Here is a 24,994-nt window from a genome sequence, read left to right on the forward strand (position 1 = left end):
ACTATATAGGGACATAATTTGAGATAATTGTGATGAAGCGGCTGTAGATAAGAGTATGGTTCAAGTTTATCGAGTTAATCAAGTCTATTAAGTCAATTAAAGGTGACATATAGGAGGAATTAAGATGAGTAATCAAATGCTAAAAAGGCTGCAAACGGCCGAGGGACAGGAGCTGCTTGTCCAAATGTATGGCAAGCAGCAGCTTGTAGAGCAAACTAACCGGTATCAATCGCTTGTTGAGCAATTTCAGACGTATTTCGGAGAACAGGAGATTGGACTGTTTAGCTCCCCTGGAAGATGTGAGATTGGCGGCAACCATACGGATCATAATCACGGCAAGGTTCTAGCGGGAAGCATTACGCTGGATACGATTGGGGCGGCGGTGAAGGTGGACGAGCCTGTTATTACCTTTTTCTCGGAAGGCTATGCAACGAAATATGTGATTGATCTTCAGGATATACAGCCTCGGTCTGGAGACGATGGCACGACCTCGTTGGTTCGCGGCATTGCAGCCGGATTCATTAATGCGGGCTTTCAAGTAGGCGGCTTCCATGCTTATATATCGAGCAACGTATTTGCTGCATCGGGATTAAGCTCTTCTGCGTCTTTCGAAATGCTAATCGGCACGATTCTAAATCATTATTATAATGATGGAAAGCTTGATGCTGTGTCGCTCTCTAAAGTCGGCCAATTTGCTGAAAATCGCTATTGGAATAAGCCGTCCGGCCTGCTGGACCAAATGGCCTGCGCCTATGGCGGTTTAATCGCGATTGATTTTGAGACGCCTAAGGAGCCTGTTATTAAGCCCGTGCGTTGGGATTTTCAGAAAAATGGCTACTCCTTGGTCATTGTAAATACAGGCGGAAATCATGCTGATTTAACGGAAGATTATGCGGCGGTACCTAATGAGATGTATGCGGTGGCCAAAGCGCTAGGAGCTTCGGTCTGCCGTGATTTAGCGCCAGAGGATATTTACGCTAATTTGAAGGCGGTTAGAGAAGCGGCTGGAGACCGGGCTGTACTGCGCGCCTTGCATTTCTTTGCGGAAAATCAGCGCGTCGATGAGCAGGTGCTGGCACTTGAGGATGGCAGGTTCAATGATTTCTTGACGCTCATTACGGCTTCGGGGAATTCATCTTGGAAATGGCTTCAAAATGTATATCAAAGCGGGGCTATTCAAAATCAGGAGATCGCTATCGCCCTGTCCCTTACTGAAAACTATTTGAAAAAAATCGGCGATGGCGCATGCCGAGTTCATGGCGGAGGATTCGCTGGAGTGATTTTGACCATTATTCCTAACGAGCATGCGGAAGCGTATATGTCATGGATTGGCGGAATGCTGGACACGCCTGTGCTGGTCGTGAATGTGCGTGAGCATGGGGCTGTATGCTTAAATGAACTGTTAGATAGGTAGTAAGTTGAAATGCGGAGCCAGTCCGGGTATTGATTGAATAGGCTTGGAATTGCAGAAGCCCCAGAAATCATTAGATTAATGGGGCTTCTTTGCTATTGAAATGCGTGCAATACAGTTGAGAAAAACGGCACTAATTTGTTCCCAACTGGGCACCAAACAGAATAAAGCCCATTTTGATTCTGGTGTAAAAAAAAGAAAAACCCTTATAGAATAAAGGTTTTGAAGACTTTGTTATGGCGCGCCCGATACGATTCGAACGTACGACCTGCAGTTTAGGAAACTGTCGCTCTATCCTGCTGAGCTACGGGCGCGCAGCATTGATTATTTTACCATGGAAGGCGGGATCAAGCAACAAGGCTTGCCTGCCTAACCGTTTGGTCAGCCTATTGAACTGAGGCTTCATCAGTCCGCTCAACCATTTTGCTGCCCTGCTGCACTATTTTCATCACGCTTATTAAATCCGCATCTTATTGCGCACAGTCAGCGCCGCGCCGGTTACGACGGCATCCTCTTTGAGCTGGCCTTTGGAAAATCTCGGCTCATAGGCGGGGGAGTAGTAGGTGTTTTTCTTCGCAGTATCTGTAGCGGTCTGAAAATACATAGGCTTTGAATTAATTAAAGCGCCGCCCAGAATAACAAGCTCCGGGTGAAAAATATTAATCAAATTCGCCAGGCCGACGCCGAAATAGACGGCGGACTGCTGGAACAGCTCCCGCACATACGGATCATCGGCCGACAGAGCTTGCAGCAGCACTTCATAGTTCAGCTGCTCGGGCGTGACGGAATACGCTTTGAGCAGCGAATCCTGCCCCATCTTCGCATGGGAGCGTGCCTGATGCTCCAGCGCCTGAATCGAAGCGTACGCCTCCAGCGCTCCGTAATTTCCTGCCGAAGACAGCCGTGGCCCATCAGTGTGAATAATCATCTGTCCGATCGAGCCTTCCATATCCATCGTGCCATGGACGATACGGCCATACGACATGATCGCGGAGCGCAGGCTGACGCCGGCATGCACATACAGCGCATGCTCGATGTCTTCATGGCGCAGCGCCCAGCGCTCGCCGAGCAGCGCGGTGTTGGCGCCATTTTCGAGAAACGCTGTGAATCCGGTCGCTTCCTCAAACATCTGGCAAATCGGAACCTGCGTCCAGCCCCTGGCCGCAAAATACAGCGGGTCCAAAATCATCCCGCTGCTCCGGTCAAGCGGCCCAACCGCCCCAATGCCAATGCCGAGAATCTGCTCCCGCTCAATCCGGTGATCCCGAAGAAGGGTACGCATCAGCTGCGACGCGTAGTCGACCAGCGCCTGCGGTGTCATCGCTTCATCCATCCGCCAGCGAACGAGTGATTTCTGATTCAGCTGCATATCGAATAAGCCTAATGTCGAAGAGAAACGCGAAATTTCGAGTCCAAAGATGTACCGGTACTCCGCATGAATCTGATACAAAATCGGCCGTCTGCCGCCGCTGGAGGGACCAAGACCCGTCTCCTGAATCAGCCCGTCCATCACAAGCTCCTCCAATACACGCGTTAGCGTACTGCTCGTCAGCTTGTGCCTGTCCAGCAGCTCCGCTTTCGATACGGTGCCTTGCTCGGCGATTTGTGTATAAATAAGCTCTTTATGAGAGGGAACGCTCCGTTCCGCTTTGTACATAACTAATCCCTGCTTACTGTAGGTAGGATGAAAAAAATGAAAGTGCCACTCCTCATTATATCGTAATTCATGGACAGTCGCTATGTTCATGTCTGCTTCGAACATTTATTCGAAAAGAAATAAACTCAACCCAAATCACTCATAATTCAATCGAATAGCTTCGATAAAACGAAATTACGAGCCTTTTTTCAATTACTTAAATTCAATATGGAATAAAGGTGGTATAATAGAGAGAAAGCATCACCCCATCAATGGAGGGAACCTCATGGCAAATGGACAAAATAAACGGCTGGGCATGCTGCTGCAGCTGTTTTGGATATTTTTTCGAATTGGACCTACAACGTTTGGCGGCGGCTATGCGATGATGCCGATGATCGAGCGGGAGGCCGTACAGAAGCGGCAGTGGCTGGATGAAAAAGAATGGACGCAGCTCATTTCGCTAGCAGGGTCAGCGCCAGGCGGTGTAGGCGTCAATGCTGCAGCGATGGTTGGCTATCGCCAGGCCGGTGCCGCAGGAGCTATTATCGCCATCGTTGGCATAACGCTCCCTACGCTGCTGCTCGTTTTGCTGCTGGGCTTGTTTATACGCGCCTTTGGCGATCATCCGAAGCTGGTGGCGGCGCTTAAAGGGATACATGGGGCGGTCATCGCCTTAATGGTGATGGCCGCTTACCGCATGGCGCGGACGGCATTGTTTGATGTTGCGACGACATTCGTAGCGGTTGTGACGCTCGCTGTGCTGCTGTTTACTGCGATTAATCCGATTTACGTCGTCATGGCGGGGCTGCTTGGAGGCATCATATTCACGAAGGGCAAGCAGCTGCTGGGGATGAAGGTATTGACGGAGAAAGCTTCTGTCAGCAGAAGCAGCAGCGAAATTGAATACTACATTTAGACGGGAAATGGGGAGGGGGGACGGAGCATGCTCGGAGAGCTGTTTATTGTTTTTTTGAAAATAGGCTGTGTGTCGTTTGGAGGGGGCTACGCGGTTATTCCGATTATTCAATATGAGGCTCTATCCCGAGGCTGGATGACGCAAGGGGAATTTGAGCAGGCCGTCTCCCTTGCCGGGATGGCGCCGGGCTCCATTGCAACAAATTCGGCGACGTTAATCGGTTATCAGACAGCCGGCATCACGGGAGCGATCATATCGACTGCTGGCATGGTGCTGCCGTCGCTGGTGCTCATGATTGTGCTGTCAGCGTTTATCCTCCGCCTTCAAAATAATAAATGGCTGTCGGCCTCCTTTTACGGCTTGAAGCCGATGATTACCGGCCTAATGGTCTATGCAGCCATTCATTTCGGATATCCGACTGCTGGCGCGATTCTGAGCTGGTCGTTCGCTGGAATGCTGCTCATTGTTGCAGGCAGCTTGTTTTTACTAATGCGCTTTAAGCTGCATCCGTTTATTATCATTGCCGGAGCAGGGGCAGCGGGTATCATTTTATTTTAGCAGCCATTGTCGAAGGGTGCGCAAAGAAAAAGCCGTTCATTCGTTTGCTAATAAAACGTTATTTTCCAGCTTGAAGCTGTATGAAGGTATATGATGGGGTAAGAAGTCGCATAAAGCCGCTTGTTTTGAGAGTTTGCTCCTTGCAGCAAGCTCCCGAAACAAGCGGCTTTTGGCTTTCTTTCAAATCATGAATTCAACAGCATTCGCGAAGGATAATGTTCCATGTGGAACATATTGTCGAACGGATTAAAGAGTTTTTACTAAAAATTTAATAAAAAATAATTCAAAAGACCTAAAAAATCAGTTCTTTTTTACCGAAATATAATTAAACAACTTGAATTAGACAGTGAGGGATACCAATATGAATTCAGTCCAAGCTATGCTCCACGCCATGCCTTACATCCGGAAGATGATGCGGGAGAGTGCAAGCCTGTCTCTATATGACCGCACTCATATGCTTTATTATTTGCCTATGCCGGGAGTCGATATGGGCTTCAAAACAGGCGATACGCTTTCTGAGGGCTTTATGAATTTTGCCGCGCTCAAAAATGGCAGGGAGGAAAGCATCACCCATATTCCCCAGGAAACGTTTGGAATTGCAATGGATGTTGTAAATATACCGCTTAAGAACGAGAATGGCGAGGTGGAGGCTGTTTTTTGCGTTGCTTATAATTTAACGAACCAGAATCAGCTGGAGCATCTTGTGCGCGAAAGTCATTCCATTACAGAGCATTTGGTGCAGATGGTACAGCAAATGGCAGCCCACTCCGAGGAATTGCAAGCGGCAAGTGAACAAATTTCGGAAAATTCGAAAACAACAGCGGAAAACTCGAAGCAAATCAACAAAGTAGCGGGCTTTATTAAAGAGGTATCTGAGCAGACGAATATGCTCGGGCTGAACGCAGCAATTGAAGCGGCGCGCGCAGGTGAAGCAGGAGCAGGCTTTGGCGTCGTGGCCACCGAGGTGCGCAAGCTGTCCGTCGATTCCAAAAAAGCGACTGTAGAAATTGAGAAGGCGCTTGGTGATATTCAGACGTCGATAAAAGGCATGGAACGCGAAATTTCGCAAATTGTGGCCTCATCCGAGGAGCAGGCTTCCATGGTTAGCGCTTTTACGAGCGTGATCGAGCGTCTGCAAAGCTCAAGCCAATCGATGAAGGACATAGCTGATCAGATGATTTCCTACAATCTTACGGAATCATAGTTCCAGAATGAAAGATCTGTTTGGGACAAACGCTTTCAGCATTTTGCAAGCGAGAGAAGCCTTGCCCCTTGGCGATAACCGTCAGGAGGCAGGGCTTTTTTTCAAAATGTCAGCTATATCAAGGTTTCTCCTAGGGGTGTACTTCTATGCTATGCAAAATGCATAAAGATACGGCACAGATAGCCGCGCCTTCCATGATAATGTCAGCTTTCATTTACAAAAAAAGATGTATTACGACAAAATCGTGGTGGATAAATCGACATCGCATGTCGGGAAAATAAAAATGACTTTCCCAAATGAAGAAATGAACAGCAGCAACCATTCATGAATGTCAGGTTTACCAATATGTTGCTGATTTGGTTAATCATTAAAACTTTAAAAATGGGTATAATGGACTACTATTTTGGAAGCTAATCCTGATTTTGTCGAAAGTTGCCTGAAAATTATAGGTGATTGTCGACACGTTTTTACAAACAGCCCACCGGAATAAGCGTATAATAAAATAAAATTGCCACACGAGCGCTATATTTAAGGAGTGGGCCACGAAGCGAGCTATGGACAAAATAATTCTACTCGATCAATTGCAATCGCTAAGGCTAAAGCTCCATGAGATAGCCGAAGCACGAGGTAGTCTGACAGACCCTGACGTTCTTGCGATTAGCGAGGAAGCAGATCAACTAATCGTTGCCCTTCAACAGATGCAGCGTGATGAGATGATTGGTTCTTCCATGCGTCGTAAACACGACTAGTCAACTATATATTTTTCCGTCGCAGCTTCCTGAAGAACTGGGTAAGCATTGTGGCGCATTCTTGTTGCAATACGCCGCTAGTCAGTTCCGTTTCGTGGTTGAAACGCGGCTCCTGCAGCAAATTCATTAGCGTGCCTGCGCATCCTGCTTTGGGATCGCCGGTACCATAAACGACACGCTTCACTCTGGATTGGACGATAGCTCCAGCACACATTGGACATGGCTCCAATGTTACATACAAGGTACAATCGAGCAGCCGCCAAGCGTCCAATTCCTTGCATGCATCGCGAATGGCGACCATTTCGGCGTGGGCAGTAGGATCATGCTGCGTTTCTCGAAGATTGTAACCTCTCCCAATGATTTGATGATTTTTAACAACAATTGCTCCTATGGGAACCTCACCAATTTGCTCAGCTTTTTTGGCTTCCTCAATAGCCTGTTGCATCCAAAATTCGTCTTCCTGCTCTTGCAGCATGATGCAATCCCTCCTATATATGTAAAATCAATTGCGTTTATTCAGCGAACAAATATTCTGTTGTTAACATGTGGTGGATAACATTGGGGATAACTTTCTGGTTATACACTTTTTTATACACAAAATATTCGACCAGCATGTGTATAAGTAGCGTATATTGTTTATAAAATGTGGATAAGTCGTTCGAATTTACGACGATAAAGGTGGTCTTCGTAGTGCCATTCAAACTCAAGCTCTGCTTACTGATTGCGATAGCATTCTTCTCCATGTTTGTTACCCTACTTATTGTGGACCAATATTCGATGTTTCGCAATATGCACAAAAATCTTGGCAGCATGCTGAGCAAAGCATCTGTACAGCTCTACGAGACGCTGGCTTTATCAAATAACGAGCTGGCGGCGGGCATGCCTCTTGATGCAGAGACGGAGGAGCAGCTTAATAAGCTGATTGAAGACTGGAAGCGTTGGGACGCACGCATTTTGGATATAACCATATTACGGCCTCAGGAACATGAGGAGCAGATTACGAGCGTAGCTAGCTATGATATTATTTACGGCAAACAGAGCCTCTATGACGCCGAGCTTGAACAAGAGCTGATTAATCTGACAGCCAAGGATCGTCTTTATCGGGTTAATGAAATCGAAACGGACGGGGCCGCTTATTTAAAGAGCTACTACAGCAATAAAAATATGCAGCCCGCTGTTATCCGCATCGTCTATAGCTACGAATACTTTCAGGATCGGGCTGCGTACAAGGTGAAGGATTGGCTGAAATATGCCGGCATCTTTATGTTATTTATTTTATTTGGCAGCTATTTGCTGTCGGGGATGCTGCTCCGTCCACTTAAATCGATTTTATGGAAGGTCAATGAGGTGTCTCACGGCCGCTTTGATTCGTTCATTAAAGTGAGAAGCAGGGATGAGTTTGGCCTGCTTGCTGTGAAAATAAACGCGATGTCGCAAAATCTCAGCATTTACATGGACAAGCTGCGCAAAGCTTTTGAAGAAAACCGCCGGATGAAAAATTTTCTGCAATCCTTCATTAATCATACGAGTGATGCGATCCATGTTGTCGATCTGCAGGGAATCATTATTCAAGTGAATCAAGCCTTCGAGCAGCTTTATGGCTATACAGCGGAAGAGGCGCTTGGCAGCCAACTTACGCTCATACCAGAAAGCCACCGGGGCGAAATGAAGCTGATCCTTGCCTCGCTTCTAGCGGGCAAGGTGCTCCCTGCACAGGAGACGAAGCGTTTAACGAAGTTGGGCGAGATTATCCCCGTTAGCGTCACGATATCCCCTATTCGCGATAGCGCGGGCGAGGTGAAGGCGTTCGCGAGCATTACTCGCGACATGAGGAGCCGCAACAAGATGGAGGAGCTGCTGCGCCGCTCCGAGAAGCTGACGACAGTTGGTCAGCTGGCGGCTGGTGTCGCCCATGAAATACGCAATCCGCTGACGACGCTGCGAGGCTTTCTCCAGCTTCAACTGAAAAATCGTACGGGCAATACCGAGCATACAAGCTTGATGCTGTCGGAGCTGGATCGCATTAACCTGATTGTCAGCGAATTTTTGATTTTGGCCAAGCCGCAGGCGACACAGTTTACCTTAAAGGATGTTAAGCAGGTGCTGCGCGACGTACTGCTGTTTCTCGATAGCGAGGCTCATCTGCATAATGCGGAATTTCTGACCGTTTTCGCCGAAGAGCCCTGCCTGATTTCCTGTGAGGAAAATCAGCTCAAGCAAGTGTTCATTAATGTGCTGAAAAATGCGATTGAAGCGATGCCGACTGGAGGGCCCATTTACATACGCTTGAAACGAAATACGGGCCACATTACGATAGAAATAGCAGATGAAGGCATCGGCATACCAGAGGAACTGATTTCGCAAATCGGCAGTCCATTCGTGACGGGCAAGGAGAGCGGTACCGGACTTGGCATGATGGTCAGCCAGCGTATTATCCAGAGCCATCAAGGCATGATTGATATTCAAAGCCAAGTGAACGCCGGAACAACGGTGACGATTACGCTCCCTGCTTTGAAAGACGAGGGAGACGGAGGTATACTAGTAGAAAAAGCAAGCGCTGCAGGTTAATATGAACAGCAGAATGAGCGGCATACTTGAATGAGGTGAGCGCAAGTGAGAATTAATAAATTTATTAGTGAAACCGGTTATTGCTCGCGAAGGGAAGCGGACAAGCTTGTTGAGAACGGACGTGTGACCATTAATGGTCACACGGCGCTTCTAGGCAGCCAAGCCGAGCACGGCGATGATGTGCGCATTGACGGCAACCGTATTGGTGAACATAAGGGGCATGTGTATATCGCTTTAAACAAGCCAGCTGGCATCACTTGTACGACTGAGCTGCATATTGAGGGCAACATCGTTGATTATGTGCACCATCAGGAGCGGATTTTTCCGATTGGCAGACTCGATAAAGATTCGGAAGGGCTTATTCTCATGACGAATGACGGCGATGTCGTGAATCCGATTTTGCGTTCGGAGGGCAAGCATGAGAAGGAATATATTGTGACCGTGGATCGTCCGATCAGCGAATCATTTGTTATTGGCATGTCGGAGGGTGTCAAAATTTTGGGCAGCATGACGCTGCCCTGCAAAGTGACGCGCAGTGCGGAGCGCGTGTTCCGCATCGTATTGACCGAGGGGCGCAACCGCCAAATTCGCAGAATGTGCGAAGCTTTTGGCTACCATGTGCGTAAGCTTCAGCGGGTACGCATTATGAACATTCAGCTGGGCGAGCTGCCTAACGGCGAATGGAGAGACTTGACGGAGCTGGAGAAGGCGCAGTTGTTTGATCTGCTGGATTATACGCCAGCTTCGCCGTCGCCGTCATCGTCTGCACAAGCAGGGTCTAAATCAGAATCGAATCAATAGTTAGAAATGGTCGTATCATGTGGAGGAAGCAGCTCGAGCGAAGGCTCGGGAGCTTTCTTTTTTTATAACACTAGCAAATAACGACGAGGGGCTGAGCTAGGATGCTGCATGATTTAAAAGGTGAAGCGAATATGTCGCCGATTGTGGGAATGCTATATTCCGCTGTAAAAGAGAACAGTGAGCGACTAAAATTCATCACAAGCGGCATGTCGCAAGAGGAAGTAGACAGCAAGGGGCCTAGCCATCATTCAAATAGTACGGCTCAGTTAATCAAACATATCCTCTATGTTGATCTGAACTGGGTTTATAGAATAAAAGGACAGCCGCTTCCGCAGTTATTGAAAGAACAATATGGCCCTATGATAGATGAAAATAACCGGCTTCCCATGGTCCAAGGCATGCCCTTGAACACGCTTATTTCCAGCTATGAGGATGTTTTAAATATGTTGAAAGACATATGTGCACAATTAATAGATGCTGATCTAGATAAAGTTGTCACTTTCGGTCATGAAAATGAAAAGCAAGCAACTATACGCTGGGGGTTGTGGCATATGGCTGACCATAGCCGCTACCACCAAGCCCAAATCAACCAGCTTAGAAAGTGGTTTAGTGAAAATGTTCTGTCGAAATAAAAGCACTAATGCGATTACTTTCATTAATAGCAAAAAAAGCCGTCGCTTCCGATGCATAAGCATAGGGGCGACGGCTTTTCTATTACCCATTCGTGCTGCCAAGCCGGTTATTCTTTTGGTTTGATTTTAAGCTCCTGCGCTTTCTCCAAATCTACATAGTTGCGGATAATGGATACTTCAACGCGGCGATTTTTCGCTCGGCCTTCCTCGGTGTCGTTGCTGGCAAGCGGGCGATTTTCTCCGTAGCCGCTTGCGGTAAATCTGGTCGGTGAGAGCTGTTGGTTTTCAAGCAAAATGTCCATAAAACGTACAGCACGGGAGGTGCTTAAATCCCAGTTCGATCTGAAGAGATAGGTGTTAATCGGTTTGTTGTCCGTATGTCCCGATACGATAATTTCGTAGTCCGGGTACTGCTGGAGCATCGTGCCGATGGAAATGGCGAGCTCGCGCGAATCTTCCTTCACTTCAGCGCTGCCAGATGCGAACAGTGCCTCGTCGCTAATAGTAATCATCAGCTGGGACTGGTTGAGCTTCGTCTCAAGGTCGGAGGTGAGACCATTTTTCTTAATATAGTCATCGATTTGCTTCTTCAGCTTCTCCAGATCCTCTTGCTCCTGCTTCATCAGCTCTTCACGGCGCTTCTGCGCATCGTCCTTCTCGTCATCACCAGCAGCTGGGTTTTGCGTTGAATCGTTAGGTGACGGCTCCTGCTTGTCTCTTTGATCACCCGTAGTGACCGCAGCTGGATCGGTAAGCAGGCCTGTACCGCCGGTGAAGGCGATATTGAAGGCGTTGCTCATTTCCTCGAATTTTTTTACGTCTACCGAGTTCATTGAATACAATACGATAAACAGTGCCAGCAGCAGAGTGAGCAAGTCGGCATAAGGAATGAGCCAGGATTCGTCAACATGCTCCTCATGTTCTTCGTGCCTATGCTTTTTGCTCAACGGCCCCTTCCTCCTTCTCCCTCATCTTCTCACGCTCAGTCGGAGTCAGGAATACCGACAGCTTTTGGTTGATTGCGATGGTGGATACGCCTGATTGGATAGAGAGCAAGCCTTCTACCATCATTAGACGAATTTGAACCTCGGCTTTAGAAAGCCTCTTGAGTTTGTTGGCAAATGGATGCCATAACACATAACCTGTGAAAATACCGAGCAGCGTTGCGATAAACGCGCCGGCGATAGCATGGGACAGCTTCTCAATGTCACTCATATCCGACAGGGCGGCAATCAGGCCGACCACGGCGCCGAGTACCCCGAGTGTAGGAGCGTATGTACCTGCTTGGGTGAAAATAAGCGCGCCGACTTTATGGCGGTCTTCTGTAGCGGCAATATCCTCAAGCAGAACGTCACGAACGAATTCCTGATCGTTGCCGTCAATAATCATCCGCATGCCGTTACGCAGGAAATTATCTTCGATTTCATCTACTTTAGCTTCAAGAGCGAGCAGGCCTTCGCGGCGTGTAATGCCGGCCCATTCCATAAATTGAGTAATGAGTTGTTCACGTGAAGTCAAGTTCTGAGTGCCAAATACCATTTTAAACAGCTTGCCGATTTTTGTTAGCTCTGACATGGGGAAAGCGATCATTACGGCTGCGACGGTACCCAAGATGATAATCATGTAGGCAGCAGGATTCAAGAGACTGGAAATTGGAGCTCCCTTGACGACCATCCCGCCAAAGATACCTATGATAGCTAGAACAATACCGATAATAGTTGAATTTTTCATTATACACCCCGTCCAATACAATTTCGAAAGTTCTCTATTTATATTATCGACAGAAGGGGGCGGTGAGATTAGACCTGAAAAGGATTTAAACAGAAAGGCATTAAAAATTGTGAAAATGAGGTAAAATGAATCATATAAATCAGTGAAAAGGTGGAACCTTATTATGGGCGTAAAGCATGCAAGGGAATATGCGGATATATTGAAGGAACTGACAACAGCGGTTAGCGCGATTGAGGGAAGCTACTCTTTTTTTGAAATGGAAAAGGAAGAGTGGGAGGCATTGGGAGAAGAAGAAAAGCACGAGGTGATGGAGGCGTTGGCCGATGATGTGTTTTTCGGATTGGGCGAGCAAGCGCTGATCGAGGTGGGCGCAGGCAAAGTTTCCTATCACGCGAAGCATCATGTCATTGAGGTCGCGCAGGGCGATAATGTCACGCATATGGTGCGGTTGATTTAGAGCATAGGGCGAGCAGGGCATTCGGAGCCCGAACAGCTGGGGAAAAATCGGTCTTAGCGAACGCTGTCGCTTCTTTACAACGAATGTCGATTCCGCTACAATAGGGTCTAACTTTAACAATGGAAGAATATATGACATCGTTTTTATGTAGAGGAGCACGCGATGAAGGACCGACAAACGATGCGAAAGATACCGGAATCGCTAGGCCTTAAGGGCGAGCAGCTTGCTGCCTTCTATCAGCCTATTCTGGCGATGGACACCAGAACCATTATGGGGTATGAGGTGCTGGGCAGAGCCTATGCAGGCGAGCGCGTGCGAAGCTTGGGCCCTTTTTTTGGAGACGCCGCCATTTCGGTAGAGGATCATATTGCGGTCGATCGGATTTTGCGGGAGCAGGCGATGCGCAAGCTGGGTGCGGAAAATTCCGAGTCGCTGCTGTTTATTAATTTAAAGCCGAACTGGATTCATCGCTATCAGCAATCCGGCGAGCTGTTTACGCTGCAGCTGATCGATAAATACCGGATTGATCCGCGCCGCATCGTCATCGAGATTACCGAGGAAAGCTTTAATGGCCCGATGGATGAGCTGCGCTCCATTGTGGATCTGTACCGTTCGAGAGGGTGCCTCATTGCGATCGATGATGTAGGAAGCGGATTCAGCAGTACGGATCGTATCGCCCATATTCAGCCGAATATACTGAAAATCGACATTCATATGATCAAAAAGAGCGCGACGCACAATGGCTATCTAGGCGCCCTTCGTTCCTTCTCCGCGCTGGCAGAGCAGATCGGGGCGTCGCTGCTCGCTGAAGGAGTGGAGACGCGCCAGGATTTGGTGCGTGCGATTGAAGCGGGTGCCCGTTATGTGCAGGGCTTCTTCTTCTCCAAGGCCGAGCCGGAATTTCAGCGAGCGGATCGTTTCGCCGCAGCACTGGAGGCCGAGCTTGCGGAATATGTCCAGCAGCGCTTGCGCACCGAGAGGAATTGGCAGAAGGAAGCGGCGCAGCTTGCTGCGTTCATCGACAAGGAGCAAGCTTTCGCTTTCGGTCGAGAGGACGAACCCGGAGCAGGCAATGGATGGATTGCCGGACTGTTGGAGGAGCTGCCGCCGAGCTGCGTTCGCATTTATTTGTGCCGGGAGGATGGCATTCAGCTATCGGCCAACTATTGCAGGGTGGAGGCTGGCGAGTGGGAGCGGCAGGAGGAATATTATGGGGCGAATTGGAGCTGGCGCCCCTACTTCATTCCTACCATTGCGCAGTTAAGCGAGACGCAGAGCACCCTAGTGTCGCGTGCCTACGTCGATTTGGATACATGTGAATGGATTCGGACCGTATCGGTCCTTGCTGGCCCCGGCCTTATTTTATTTGCAGATATGAAGGATGATGAACAGCAGACGGATCGGCAACGAGAGGACGCTGCTTGCAGAACCACGACAGGATGAAAAATCCGGCGTCGTGGTTCTTTTGTTAGGATATAGGAAAGGATATGATGGTTTCAGCCCTTCTCTATATTTCTCGGACTGAAACGCGCCGAGCCGCCAAAGGACGGCGACAGCCGTTTACGCTCGGGCGGGACCATATGCCATGATAAAGGTGGGGGCGTTGAGAAGTGTATCATGATTTCAAGCTCATAGAAGGCCGTCCAGTATCGATTCAAGTAAAAGATTATATGAAGCGTTTAATGATAAAAGGCGCGCTGCAGCCTCATCAGAAGCTGCCGTCGACACGGGAGCTTAGCGTATTGCTCGGTGTGAGCCGCAATACGGTCATTGCCGCTTATGCGGAGCTGGCGGACGAGGGCCGCGTATATGCCTTGCAAGGCAAAGGCAATTATGTGTCAGAGGATTCGGCGGGCAGCGCCGCCCCGTCGTCCTTGTCTTGGCAGTTGCCATGGAAGGAGCGTCTGAGCAGGCAGGCTTTGCTTGCGGAGGAGCTGGACCTCATGAAGCGCGGGATTCGCGCAGGCAAGAGTACGATTTCTTTTACGAGCATTGCCCCGGATGAGAAGCTGTTTGATCTGGATCATGTGAAGCAGGCGTTTCTGGGCCGTATGTCGGTGGAGGGCCATGTACTGCTGAACTATGGCTATGCCAAAGGCTATAAGCCGCTGATTCAGTATTTGATGACCTATATGGAGAACAAGGGCGTGGATGTGCAGGGCAAGGATATGATTATCACTGCCGGCTTTACGGAAGGATTTGACCTTGTGCTGGCCGCGCTTCGGCAAAAGCACGGCGCAGTCCTCTGCGAAAATCCGACCCATCATACCGCGATAAAAAATCTCAAGCTGCATGGCTTTGACATTAAGGGCGTTACGATGGAGCCGGATGGCATTCATTTGGGGGAGCTTGAACGGGCTTTGGAGGAGCGCCCCTACGATTGTGCCTATTTTGTCCCCTCCTATCACAATCCGACAGGCATCGTCATGTCGATGGAGAAACGGCTGGCGCTCATGCAGCTCATGAGCCGTTATGAAATTCCCGTCATTGAAGACGGATTTAATGAGGAGCTGCGTTATTCCGGAGCGCATGTGCCGCCGCTCATCGCATCGGCGGGCAGCGGCAACAGCGTCATTTATATTGGAAGCTTCTCGAAGGTGCTGTTCCCCGGCCTGCGGGTGGGGTGGGTGCTGGCAGACCGAGAGCTGATTGATTATTTGGAAAGCATGAAGCGGGCCCGCAACATTCATACCTCGACGCTTGACCAATCGCTGCTCTATCAATATTTGCATAATGGCAATCTGCACAAATATTTGAAGCGGGCGCGGGCGGAATACAAGCGTAAATACGAGCTGACGCTGCAAGCCTGCAAAGCCTATGTTCCCTATGAGACGCTGTCGGGAGATGGTGGGCTGCATCTGTTTGTGACCTTTCGGGAAGCGTGCAAGGTGCGGGAGCTTCTGGAGGCGTGCTCACAGCAAGGCGTTATTTTTACTTTAGGCCATCATTTCTTTACGGATGGACGGGGCGGTAATACGCTGCGTCTAGGGTTTTCCCGCGTGGCGGATGAGGATATTGTGCATGGTATTCGAATTATCGGCGATACGGCAAAACAGCTGTGGGGCCTTTCATAAGGAATAGAGCGACAACTATACATTTGATTATTTTGAAAAGGGGATGCAGGCATTATGGTGCAGTATAACGTTTCACCGCTTGTAAAGAGCTTGCCCGCTTCGGGCATTCGCAAGTTTTTCGATATGGCCGGGCAGGATGAAAATATGATTTCGCTGGGCGTGGGCGAGCCGGATTTTGCAACACCGGAGCGCGTGCGCGCCGCGTGCATACGAGCGCTGGAAAGCGGTCAGACGATGTACACGCCGAATGCCGGACTCATGGAGCTGCGCGAGGAAATCGCCCGTTATTTGGCGAGCAGCTTTGAATTAAATTATGAGCCGAAGGATGAGATTCTCGTGACGGTGGGCAGCAGCGAGGCGATTGATCTGGCGATGAGAACCTTGATTTGTTCGGGCGACGAGGTGCTGATCCCGGTTCCAAGCTATATCGCTTATTCGCCCATTGTAGCGCTGCAGGGCGGCAGTATTGTAAACGTTGAGACGCATGAGCATGAGCAATTCAAACTAACGGCACAATCGCTGCGGGAAAAAATCACCCCGCGCTCCAAGGTGCTGCTGATCAACTATCCGAACAATCCAACGGGTGCGGTCATGTCCTATGAGGATTGGCTCCCCATTGCTGAGCTGGTGAAGGTGCATAATCTGATCGTCGTATCCGATGAGGTATACGCGGAGCTGACTTATGAAAGCCAGCATGTGAGCATCGCATCGCTGCCTGGCATGCAGGAGCGGACGATCGTCATAAATGGCTTCTCGAAAGCTTTTGCCATGACAGGCTGGCGTATTGGTTATGCCTGCGGCCCTGTGGAAATTATTTCGCAAATGCTGAAAATTCATCAATACACAGCAATGTGCGCGCCTATTATGGGACAGATTGCTGCTCTGGAATCGCTGCGCAGCGGATTGGCAGACAAGGATCTAATGAAGGAGGCTTACAAGCAGCGCAGGGCGATGTTCGTGGGCGGCTTGCAGCAGCTTGGGCTTTCCTGCCATATGCCGGAAGGGGCGTTTTATGCTTTTCCATCCATCGCCCATACGGGACTAAGCTCGGAGCAGTTCGCCTTCAAGCTCATGAAGGAAGCGGGCGTGGCCGTTGTGCCAGGGCATGTTTTTGGACCAGGCGGTGAAGGGCGCATCCGCTGCTCCTATTCGGTATCATCAGCAAAGCTGTCGGAGGCTTTGGAGCGAATGGGCTGCTACATGAGCCAGACGAGGCAGGCTGACCCGTTGCAGCAGTTGGAGCGGGTCGGCGGTTGATGGGAACGGAGCGGAAAGGGCTAAGGAAGGGCTAGGAAAGGAAGCGGAAAGGAAGAGGAGGGGGGAGAGAGACGCTAGGCTTCTTCCCCTCCTCCGTAAACCATGCAATGAAATTCCGCCGCGCCTTGCGGTGTCGGGCGGATATACGTGTCGGTAATGCGGAAGCCTGCCTTCTCGTATACACGAATAGCACGTGCATTCCAGGTCAGCACCTCCAAATCCAGCTCGCTGTTTGGAGCGCGGCGGCGAGCCTCCTCTACCAGCAGCGCAACAAAGGCGGTGCCTGAGCCCCTGCTGCAAAGCTGTGGGTGAAGACCCAATCCAAGCCGCAGCACTTCATCCCCCAGCGGGAAAAACTGTGCAAAACCAGCGAGCTCCCCGCGATCGTCTAAAATAGCAGCATATTGCCTCTGGCGCAGCTCGGGATCACCGAACTCCATTTCGGCTTGCTCCATAACCTCCCATGCGGGCCATTGATAGATGCCGTAAGGCGGCTCATACCGCCAATCGCACAACTGCCGGGCATGGGATGCATCCATTGCGGCAACCTTCCAGCCAAATGGCGGCTGGGCGCCAGCAGGTGCAGCATTTGCTTTTGTCATCATTATACAATCTCCTTATAAACCTCAATCGCGCGGGCGCGTGAAGCTTTCAAATCAACGATGGCATGCGGCTGCGGCAGGTGGATTCGCTTATCAGGCAGATGGGCAAGCTCCGGCAGCCAGCGTCTAATGTAAGTGCCGCCCGGATCATGTGTTGCGGACTGCGTAGCCGGATTCATAATGCGAAAATATGGCGCGGCGTCGTAGCCGAGTGACGAGCTCCAAAGCCAGCCGCCTCGGTTCAGTGTATGATCATAATCGGCGAGCTGGCGGCGGAAATACTGCTCGCCCAACGTAAATGGGCATAACAGATTTTTCGTCAAAAACATGGCGGTAACCATCCGCAGCCGATTCGGCATTTCCCCCGTTTCATTTAGCTGCTTCATAGCGGCGTCAATAACAGGAATGCCCGTTTTTCCTTCGCTCCATGCCTCGAAATGCTGATCGCTTAGCGCAGATAAATCAAACTTCTGCTCATATCGGTAGAAGTCCTCATTGTATTTTCCTTGATATAGAAAAAAATCCCGCCATGCCAGCTGTCTAATCCACGCCTCGGCTCCAAACTGCTGCTGCGCCGCTTCGTAGGCTTGCCGTGCTGACAGCGCTCCCGTATTCAAATAACGCGCCAAATGGCTCGTCTGGTCGTCCGCAAACTGGTCGCGGCCGCCTTCATAGCCAGACAGGCGTTGATTTAGAAATTGCTCCAGCACCTCGGCTGCATGGCTCGCGTGGGATTGGCCGCGCCCGGCTGAGTCATCTATCTGCTGAAAGGCTGCCGCAGCCAGATGCTCCCGCGGAAGACTGAAGCGCTCTGCCATGCTGGCATCTATATTTTTCAGCGTATTAAGCTGCTGCAGTGTTGTCTCGCCCGCAGGGGAATAGTGGCTCTGCATAAAGGCTTGCCACATGCGGTAAAACGGCGTAAATACCTTGTAAGGCTCACTGCGCCGAGAAAACGTATGGAGCTCCTCCAAATCGGCCAGCGGCGCATCGTCGAGCGTCATCCAGCGGCGTCCCGCTGCGCGTACAACCTGCTGAATACCGTGGTCGCGTGCCCTTGCATAAGGCGTTGCCAGAAAACAGCAAAGCCGCAAGCTATTTGTCCGAAGACAAACAACTGCGGCTTTGCTGATTGAGACAGCAGCTTTTCGTTATGTAAGCGAAAAAAGCGTGGCCTGGCTCTATTGCTCGCTTGCGTACTTGTCGTAAGCGTCTTGGCTCATAACGCGTGTAGCTGATACGTAACGATCAGCATAATAAGACTCGCTAAGTTTGCTAATAATAACGCCTCTGCTCGAGGAAGCATGTGCAAACTTTCCATCGCCTACGTAAATACCAACGTGGGAGATGCCTTTGCCGCTCGTGTTGAAGAATACGAGATCGCCAGCGATCAGGTCACTCTTCTTCACTTCACTGCCATCGTTCGATTGGGCTTGGGAAGTACGGGAAAGATCGATGCCCATTTTGTCGAAAACATACTTCGTAAAACCGGAGCAGTCGAAGCCTTTCGTAGTCGTTCCGCCGCTTTGGTACGGTGTGCCGATCAGATCAGCGATAACACCATCCATCTTCGAACTCGCGAACACGCTGCCTGCTTGGAAAGCAAGCATTAATACAAGACCAACGAGTAGTGCAGTAACCTTCTTCAAAATTTGAAACTCCTTCCGGTGCCGACGAGGTTAGCTGTGGGGTTCGGTTGTGAAGGTTCCCTATGATTTCCAAGACACTTGAATCAAGCCGTCCAAGCATCGAAATCAATTCACCCAAAGTGGTTCCCCCGTATTTCTATACCTTTGCGGTATAAAAAATTAGGCTGGTTTAATTTTGCTCTGCGCTAATAATTCGTTTTTTTCATGTGATTTCCTTCTATATGAATGAATTTCTAATAATTCTCATGTAACCTTTTGGCTCAATTTTGCGTTAAAACAAGTTTCTTGCCTAATAAATGTTCGATCTATCGCCGTTCTTGGGCAAAAAAACATTTTGTCAGTTTATATGAGAAATAGGCAGCTAATATGCTATGAATCGTGTGAATAGGCAAGAATTATAGCGTAAAATGAAGATTTAGAGAGTTTGAGCTAGGTCGCCATATAGGCTGGGAAGTAAATGGAGGCTTTACCTGCAGGTGCAGGATAACGGCAAAAAACCGATTTCGGCCTTTTGGCCGCAATCGGTTTTTTTATGAGAAGGGCTTTAGAAAAATGAGAATACTAAATGAGAATTAGGTGGGGTTGCCCTCATTTTTCTAAGGGTCTCAGCTCTGCTTTGATTGCAGGCAATCGTATTGGGCAGCGAGCGTCCATACTTTTAACAAGGTGCGCAGCAGATGATAGGCTTGATGCATGATGAGTGCCAGCATGCCTGCCCAAGCATAGGAAAGCCCAGACACAGCGAGCGAAGCGGCAACAGCCAGCAGCCACATCAGCAGAGAGAGGCCGGCATAAGGGAAAAGATTTCGGAGCGCATGGCTGAGCCAGCGCAAGGAGCCCGTGCCGGAGGCGGCGCCGAACTGCATAGCGAGCAGCAGCAGGTGAACGAGGAAGCTCCATAGCAGCCAGCCGCCAAAGCCCGGCAGCGTGCCTTGCAGCAGCTCGCCCAGCGAATGGCCCTCCATAAGCAGCTTGAAGGCGCGAGGCAGCAGGAACCAGCCGGGTGCGAAAATAAGCAGCGTGCGCAGCCAATAGAGCAGCGTCACGGGCTTCCAAGCTTTGCGAATGCCTTGAAGAAACTGTGTTTCACCTGTTTCGCCCATATGATGCAGCGAGTAGAGCAGCCCCGCATTGAACAGCGGCGTCAGCAGCATGCGGGCAGCGAACAAGCCGCCCAGAAGCCACAAATAAGGATTGATCAAATCCGTCTTCGTCAATTGAAACTGGGCCTCGCTGAAGAATAGCGACACGGCCGAGTCAGACGGATGCTGGAGCGGAAAGCGCCGCAGCAGCGGCAGTACAGTCATATCAACAAAACGGTAAAGGAAAAATCCCCATAATAGCTGGTAAAGGAATAACAGAATGACGATATAGAAATGGCGGATAGCGAGCCGCCAGCCTTGCTTCATATGCTGCTTCATTTTTCAACCTCCTCTCTACCAGCCTACGGATCCGAGCAAGCCTTCGATGAGCTTCGTCAGGCCGAGGCTCCATCGAATGCGCGACTGCTCGGGCACTTCTGCGCGCATAAAATTGTTAATATGCTTGTTGTCCAGCACATTGCTGTTTTTCGGGTCAACCGCCACCCAGGCAAGCGGAGCAGCATGCACAACCTTGTACTGGATATGCGACTCGGCGGCATCCCATGTTTTCGAAATCTTTTCGCCGTCGGTAAAGGAGAATACGAGCGGGATTGGCCCATTTTGCCCGCCATTGCGCTTAATCAGCACGGTAGACTCGTACTCCGTTTGGCCATCCTGCTCCACTTCATTCACTCGAATAGCCTCTACTGAAAAATCCGCCATCAGGCTGCCGTATACATACTGGTGGAAGTAGTCCTGCCATTTTTCCTTCGTAATCTGCTCAACGACACGCTGGAAATCAGACGTGGTTGGATGCTTGAATTTGTATTTTTGAAAATATGTGCGCATAATTTTTGACATCGTCTTTGCTCCGACCTGCTTCTCAATGCCGACCAGCACAAGCTTGGCGCGCATGTATACATTTTCCGCGTACTCATCGCTGTTGTGATAAGCCCATGAAGGCTGCTTCAGCGGGGCAGGGGCCGTAATATAGCTGGCTTCCATAGCCAAGTTAGGCTCAACGCCATAGGCGTTCTCCATCACCTTATCCTCCGCATAAGAAGTAAAGCCTTCGTCGAGCCACGCTTCTTCGAACTCGTTCGATGCAACCATCCCGTACCAATACTGATGGCCAATTTCATGTACAACGGTGCGCTCGAGGCTGTAGCCAGGGTTATCGGATTCAGCAGCTAAAGCGGTTACGAGCGTTGGATACTCCATGCCGCCTGCACCATTCGCACCCTTCGGAGGGACGATAATGGACAGCGTCGAATACGGATAATCGCCGTACCACTCCGCGTATTTGGACAGTGCTGATTTTGCTGCATGCATATAGCGGTCTTTCAGCCCTTCGTGGGCAGGGTCCAAATAAAGCTTAATGCGAACACCCGGAATACCCGTTCCTGACAATGTGTCCTCCGCATATATGAAGTCCGGCGAGGCTGACCAAGCAAAGTCATGCACGTCTTCGGCATAGAACTGATAGGTGCTTGTGCCATTTTGCGTCACAGCTTCCCTGGTCTGAATGCCGGTAGCAGCGACCGCAAAGTTTTCTGGCACTGTAATCTGGGCGCTGTACAAGCCAAAATCGCTGTAAAACTCCGAATCGCCATGATACTGGTGGACGTTCCAGCCTTCATTCGTTCGGCCGCGTGTGCCAGCCAGTTCATAAACAGCAAGCTTCGGAAACCACTGGCCCGCCATAACAAAGCTCCCGGAATAGCCCATGCGAGCGAACACCTCGGGCAGCTTGACCTCATAGGTCATGGAGAGTGTTACTGATTTGCCCGGTGCGACTGGAACCGGAAGATTGAGCTTCGTCAGCGTAAAGTCGTCCGTATTTCCGTCATCGGGCTGAACATAATGCAGACGGGGAAGCAAGCTCTCGCCCTCCAGCGTTTGCAAGGTAAGCAGCTTCATATAACCTTGGCTGTCGACCGTGGCCTTATCACCCCGCAGCTGACCGCCAGACTCGCGCATGAACGTCGACTTTTCGGACTGAAAGGCATTGGGGTACAGATGAAAATACAGCTCGGACACCGTTTTTTTGCCTGGGTTCGTCCAAGTTACGGTCTGGGAGCCATCTAAATATCGGATATCCTCCCGAAGCGCCACTTGCATGTTGTATTGGACGACTCTTTTGCTAAGCGTCTGTACCGTTTCGATCTGGGCAGGGTCGGGCTGTGCTGGCGGTGCCGGGGCAGGCGGCTTGGCCGTTTGCGGAGCAGCTTGCTCTACTGCTGCTGTCGTGAGATCGGCAATGCCAATCGGGTCTGTGGCGCCAGAGGCGTACGTATACTGGGATAACCAAGCGTTGCCGAAGCCATGATGCAGCGACAGTCCGAGCAGGACGGCCGAGAGCATAATGAGCGCGATTCGTTTGAAAGGTCCTGGAGTCATTGAACGTTTCCCTCCCGTTGACAAGCATCTACAGCATGTATATGTCGGCTTGTACCGGAATAGTCTTGTGGATTTTTGCAGCGGCGCTGATGAAGGCGTGTAAAGCGGCAGCCGCTTGCGGATTCGGCAGGAAATTGTGCCGTGTGCGCTTGTGTTATTGGGGAAAAACGTTCAAAATGGAAAGGAGAGATTGGCTGCAAGCTGCTGCGGCAGTACAATAGATGAAATGTGACGAGAGGACGTGTACGAACGGATGGAACAGCAAGGACAACCGGAGAAAAAAGAAAAGAAATCACTCGCGCTTAACGTCGTGAGCAACAAACAGCATAAAGGCTTTGGTGCAGGCACCATCGACCTAAGCCAAGTATCCTGCGTTATTATTGATGCGGGCGTCGCTTATATCGACGACGGCGCGATGCATGCCAAAAGCAAAGTAGAGCGCGGCATCAAGTTTTCTCCTAATAAAGAGGATACGCCTAATGGCCGCCAATGCTGGATTGTATGGGTTGCGGTAGAACGTGGAGAGAACGGCACGAACTACGCTGGCGCAACCGCTTGCGAAATGTGGATTGACACGGAAGCACGCCGCGGCTGGAAAATTCTCGCTGACCATGTCAACAAGCTTGATCATGCGATTAAGCGCCGCTACAACTTGGGCGAGCTGGGTGCGGAAGAAAAGGCTGCGTTCCGCAAGCTGTTAATCGAGCATAATGAAGAATGGTGGACCAACTCCTCCGATGAGCTGAAGCAGGCTTTGGAGGCATAGAATGACAGAAAGAATGACAGAAGAATGACCAAGGCAGCTTCTAACTGGGAAGCTTATAAGTGACGGGTTCCGCTCCAATGCAGCAGCGATTGCTGCGCTGGAGCGGAGCCTTTTTACTTTTTTATAAAAAATATTGCTGCAGGTGCAGGGGATAGCCATCGTTTTGGCGTCTAATATAAAGGGAAGGGGGAGAGAGAGATTCAAGATGAAGCATGGTTAATAGCGCTCCGCGACGGCGGGCCTGCAGAATTCCAGTCATTCGTGCAGGAATATGGCGCTCATATTTATAAAACGGTTTATGCTGTGCTTCATTCGCCGCATGATGCGGAGGATGTTACCCAGGAAGTGCTGCTGCAAATTCACCGCTCTCTCCCCGAGTGCAGGCTGGAAGGCTTTAAAACCTGGGTGACCCGCATTGCTGTAAACCGTGCGATTGATTGGAAGAGGAGCAAGGCACGCAAGCCGGAAGAACTGAGCGAATATGTGGACAATCTGGGACCCGGCACCGATGGGCAAGGAACTGCGATGCCTGCGGAGCGCGCTGCGATCGAGCGCGAGGAAAAACGCTACATAAGAGAACAGGTCGAGCAGCTCCCGGACAATTATCGTGAAGTCGTAAACGCCTATTATATAGAACAGAAATCATACGAGGAAATTTCGTCCTCAACCGGACTGGAGCGCAAAAGTGTAGAATCGCGCCTATACCGGGCAAGAAACTGGATTAAGCGGCACTGGAGAAGGGAGGACTTTGAATGAGTCATCATGAGGAACACAAGCATAGCGAGAGTTCAAGGACGAAACAGCAGGGCAAGCAGGTAGAGCAGCCCATAGAACAACCGATAGAACAGCCGATCATGCCAGTGACGGATGAAGCATCCTCAGCATGCAATCCTGTGAATCATTTGAATCATGTGGAGGCTTCCCTTCTGGAGCAATACGTGGCGAATGTGCTTTCCGAGCCTGAACGCGAGCAGATCGAGCGGCAGCTTGCAGAATGCGACGAATGCTTAGAGCAATTTATGCTGGTGTTGGAGGCGGATATGGCGGGGAGTCCCCCTACGTCTGAGCCTCATATAGCAGGAGCCGTTCCAGGAGCCAGTCCGTTAAATCAGGCGATTGAGCTTCCGGATTTTGAGCAGATGGGCCACAAGCTCAGCAAGCAGCTGTTCGGAGCGTCGGAATCCGAAAAACAGGATCTGCTGTCCGTGCCGGGTCCGTTCCTTCAAGAGAAATCATACCGCCGCAGATCCTGGCTCCAGCATCCGGCAACCCACTATACCGCTGCGGCGGTCATTACCCTGCTGCTGCTCGGTACAGGCGTACTGAACAACATTTCGCAGGAGCTTGAAAAAATAGACCATAGCAGGCTGCAGCATAAAGAGGAGCAGCTCATCCGAGACAAGGAGCAGCGCGAGTCCTCCTGGTCGCAGCAAATGATGAACCGCACTTCCCTCTGGCTGGACGGCATCGCCTCCAAACGGTTTAAATAACGAATGATGAA

Annotated in this window: 24 protein-coding genes, 1 tRNA gene and 1 riboswitch; of the genes, 15 read left to right on the plus strand and 10 right to left on the minus strand. The window is 50.2% G+C overall.

From position 1 onward, the window contains the following. Positions 1 to 124 precede the first annotated feature (124 nt). Entirely contained in the window at positions 125 to 1,414 is a 1,290-nt protein-coding gene (locus tag AC6B99_RS27305; RefSeq protein ID WP_056035137.1) for a galactokinase, read from the plus strand. Between the two features lie 234 nt (positions 1,415 to 1,648). Here the strand turns inward: AC6B99_RS27305 and AC6B99_RS27310 are convergent. Next, positions 1,649 to 1,725: transfer RNA gene (locus AC6B99_RS27310), tRNA-Arg, on the minus strand. A 143-nt stretch (positions 1,726 to 1,868) separates the two neighbouring features. Then, entirely contained in the window at positions 1,869 to 3,068 is a 1,200-nt protein-coding gene (locus tag AC6B99_RS27315) for an ROK family protein (RefSeq protein WP_494864994.1), read from the minus strand. 265 nt (positions 3,069 to 3,333) lie between these two features. Here AC6B99_RS27315 and AC6B99_RS27320 point away from each other — a divergent pair, with 265 nt between their 5' ends. The 4 genes from AC6B99_RS27320 to AC6B99_RS27335 all read left to right on the plus strand — a co-directional run bounded on the left by AC6B99_RS27320 (position 3,334) and on the right by AC6B99_RS27335 (position 6,474). After that, positions 3,334 to 3,963 carry a chromate transporter gene (locus tag AC6B99_RS27320; protein WP_056035132.1) on the plus strand — a complete coding sequence of 210 codons (630 nt, stop codon included), beginning with the start codon at positions 3,334 to 3,336 and terminating at the stop codon, positions 3,961 to 3,963. A 27-nt stretch (positions 3,964 to 3,990) separates the two neighbouring features. Next, a complete protein-coding gene (locus tag AC6B99_RS27325; RefSeq protein WP_496664720.1) occupies positions 3,991 to 4,521 on the plus strand; it encodes a chromate transporter in 531 nt (176 codons plus the stop codon). 361 nt (positions 4,522 to 4,882) lie between these two features. Continuing rightward, entirely contained in the window at positions 4,883 to 5,725 is an 843-nt protein-coding gene (locus AC6B99_RS27330; protein ID WP_056035125.1) for a methyl-accepting chemotaxis protein, read from the plus strand. Positions 5,726 to 6,279: 554 nt separating this feature from the next. Further along, positions 6,280 to 6,474 (plus strand): aspartyl-phosphate phosphatase Spo0E family protein, encoded by a 195-nt coding sequence (locus AC6B99_RS27335; RefSeq protein ID WP_056035122.1) that lies wholly within the window; start codon positions 6,280 to 6,282, stop codon positions 6,472 to 6,474. A gap of 4 nt (positions 6,475 to 6,478) precedes the next feature. Here AC6B99_RS27335 and tadA read toward each other — a convergent pair whose 3' ends face one another. Continuing rightward, positions 6,479 to 6,949 (minus strand): tRNA adenosine(34) deaminase TadA, encoded by a 471-nt coding sequence (gene tadA, locus AC6B99_RS27340; protein WP_056035119.1) that lies wholly within the window; start codon positions 6,947 to 6,949, stop codon positions 6,479 to 6,481. Between the two features lie 215 nt (positions 6,950 to 7,164). Between tadA and AC6B99_RS27345 the strand changes: the two genes are divergently transcribed. The 3 genes from AC6B99_RS27345 (at position 7,165) to AC6B99_RS27355 (ending at position 10,475) form a co-directional block, all read left to right on the plus strand. Then, positions 7,165 to 9,042 (plus strand): ATP-binding protein, encoded by a 1,878-nt coding sequence (locus tag AC6B99_RS27345; protein ID WP_056035116.1) that lies wholly within the window; start codon positions 7,165 to 7,167, stop codon positions 9,040 to 9,042. 45 nt (positions 9,043 to 9,087) lie between these two features. Continuing rightward, a complete protein-coding gene (rluF, locus tag AC6B99_RS27350) occupies positions 9,088 to 9,843 on the plus strand; it encodes a 23S rRNA pseudouridine(2604) synthase RluF (RefSeq protein ID WP_056035113.1) in 756 nt (251 codons plus the stop codon). A 101-nt stretch (positions 9,844 to 9,944) separates the two neighbouring features. Continuing rightward, positions 9,945 to 10,475 carry a DinB family protein gene (locus AC6B99_RS27355; protein ID WP_056035110.1) on the plus strand — a complete coding sequence of 177 codons (531 nt, stop codon included), beginning with the start codon at positions 9,945 to 9,947 and terminating at the stop codon, positions 10,473 to 10,475. A gap of 107 nt (positions 10,476 to 10,582) precedes the next feature. Here the strand turns inward: AC6B99_RS27355 and motB are convergent, their stop codons facing one another. Further along, on the minus strand, positions 10,583 to 11,422 hold the full coding sequence (motB, locus tag AC6B99_RS27360; RefSeq protein ID WP_056035107.1) for a flagellar motor protein MotB: 840 nt from the start codon (positions 11,420 to 11,422) through the stop codon (positions 10,583 to 10,585). After that, positions 11,406 to 12,206: a flagellar motor stator protein MotA gene (motA, locus tag AC6B99_RS27365; RefSeq protein ID WP_056035104.1), complete on the minus strand. Its 801-nt coding sequence runs from the start codon at positions 12,204 to 12,206 to the stop codon at positions 11,406 to 11,408. The genes motB and motA overlap by 17 nt, the downstream gene beginning before the upstream one ends. Positions 12,207 to 12,369: 163 nt before the next feature. Here motA and AC6B99_RS27370 point away from each other — a divergent pair, with 163 nt between their 5' ends. The 4 genes from AC6B99_RS27370 (at position 12,370) to AC6B99_RS27385 (ending at position 16,994) form a co-directional block, all read left to right on the plus strand. Further along, positions 12,370 to 12,663, plus strand: coding sequence for a hypothetical protein (locus AC6B99_RS27370; RefSeq protein WP_056035103.1), 294 nt, complete (start codon positions 12,370 to 12,372; stop codon positions 12,661 to 12,663). A gap of 162 nt (positions 12,664 to 12,825) precedes the next feature. Further along, positions 12,826 to 14,106: an EAL domain-containing protein gene (locus AC6B99_RS27375; protein WP_081418790.1), complete on the plus strand. Its 1,281-nt coding sequence runs from the start codon at positions 12,826 to 12,828 to the stop codon at positions 14,104 to 14,106. A gap of 167 nt (positions 14,107 to 14,273) precedes the next feature. After that, positions 14,274 to 15,737, plus strand: coding sequence for an aminotransferase-like domain-containing protein (locus AC6B99_RS27380; protein WP_496664721.1), 1,464 nt, complete (start codon positions 14,274 to 14,276; stop codon positions 15,735 to 15,737). 54 nt (positions 15,738 to 15,791) lie between these two features. Further along, positions 15,792 to 16,994, plus strand: coding sequence for an aminotransferase class I/II-fold pyridoxal phosphate-dependent enzyme (locus AC6B99_RS27385; protein ID WP_496664722.1), 1,203 nt, complete (start codon positions 15,792 to 15,794; stop codon positions 16,992 to 16,994). 74 nt (positions 16,995 to 17,068) lie between these two features. Here AC6B99_RS27385 and AC6B99_RS27390 read toward each other — a convergent pair whose 3' ends face one another. The 5 genes from AC6B99_RS27390 to AC6B99_RS27410 form a co-directional block, all read right to left on the minus strand. Further along, the gene (locus AC6B99_RS27390) at positions 17,069 to 17,599 is read right to left on the minus strand and encodes a GNAT family N-acetyltransferase (RefSeq protein WP_496664723.1); all 531 of its coding nucleotides are present in this window, start codon (positions 17,597 to 17,599) and stop codon (positions 17,069 to 17,071) included. Continuing rightward, complete coding sequence (locus AC6B99_RS27395) at positions 17,599 to 18,690, minus strand: FAD-binding domain-containing protein (protein WP_496664724.1); 1,092 nt, start codon at positions 18,688 to 18,690, stop codon at positions 17,599 to 17,601. Before AC6B99_RS27395 ends, AC6B99_RS27390 begins: the two co-directional genes overlap by 1 nt. An 87-nt stretch (positions 18,691 to 18,777) precedes the next feature. Continuing rightward, positions 18,778 to 19,248 (minus strand): C40 family peptidase, encoded by a 471-nt coding sequence (locus AC6B99_RS27400; protein WP_056035094.1) that lies wholly within the window; start codon positions 19,246 to 19,248, stop codon positions 18,778 to 18,780. A gap of 1 nt (position 19,249) precedes the next feature. After that, positions 19,250 to 19,421, minus strand: a riboswitch (cyclic di-AMP (ydaO/yuaA leader). A gap of 429 nt (positions 19,422 to 19,850) precedes the next feature. Continuing rightward, positions 19,851 to 20,666: a hypothetical protein gene (locus AC6B99_RS27405; protein WP_496664725.1), complete on the minus strand. Its 816-nt coding sequence runs from the start codon at positions 20,664 to 20,666 to the stop codon at positions 19,851 to 19,853. Positions 20,667 to 20,681: 15 nt separating this feature from the next. Next, positions 20,682 to 22,727, minus strand: a complete 2,046-nt coding sequence (locus tag AC6B99_RS27410) for a M1 family aminopeptidase (RefSeq protein WP_494864976.1) — start codon at positions 22,725 to 22,727, stop codon at positions 20,682 to 20,684. A 253-nt stretch (positions 22,728 to 22,980) separates the two neighbouring features. Here AC6B99_RS27410 and AC6B99_RS27415 point away from each other — a divergent pair, with 253 nt between their 5' ends. The 3 genes from AC6B99_RS27415 to AC6B99_RS27425 all read left to right on the plus strand — a co-directional run bounded on the left by AC6B99_RS27415 (position 22,981) and on the right by AC6B99_RS27425 (position 24,983). After that, complete coding sequence (locus tag AC6B99_RS27415; protein WP_056035079.1) at positions 22,981 to 23,493, plus strand: YwhD family protein; 513 nt, start codon at positions 22,981 to 22,983, stop codon at positions 23,491 to 23,493. A 261-nt stretch (positions 23,494 to 23,754) separates the two neighbouring features. Continuing rightward, a complete protein-coding gene (locus AC6B99_RS27420; protein ID WP_063892555.1) occupies positions 23,755 to 24,249 on the plus strand; it encodes an RNA polymerase sigma factor in 495 nt (164 codons plus the stop codon). Further along, complete coding sequence (locus AC6B99_RS27425; protein WP_056035076.1) at positions 24,246 to 24,983, plus strand: zf-HC2 domain-containing protein; 738 nt, start codon at positions 24,246 to 24,248, stop codon at positions 24,981 to 24,983. Before AC6B99_RS27420 ends, AC6B99_RS27425 begins: the two co-directional genes overlap by 4 nt. Positions 24,984 to 24,994: the final 11 nt, after the last annotated feature.

The sequence above is a fragment of the Paenibacillus liaoningensis genome, from assembly GCF_059609455.1.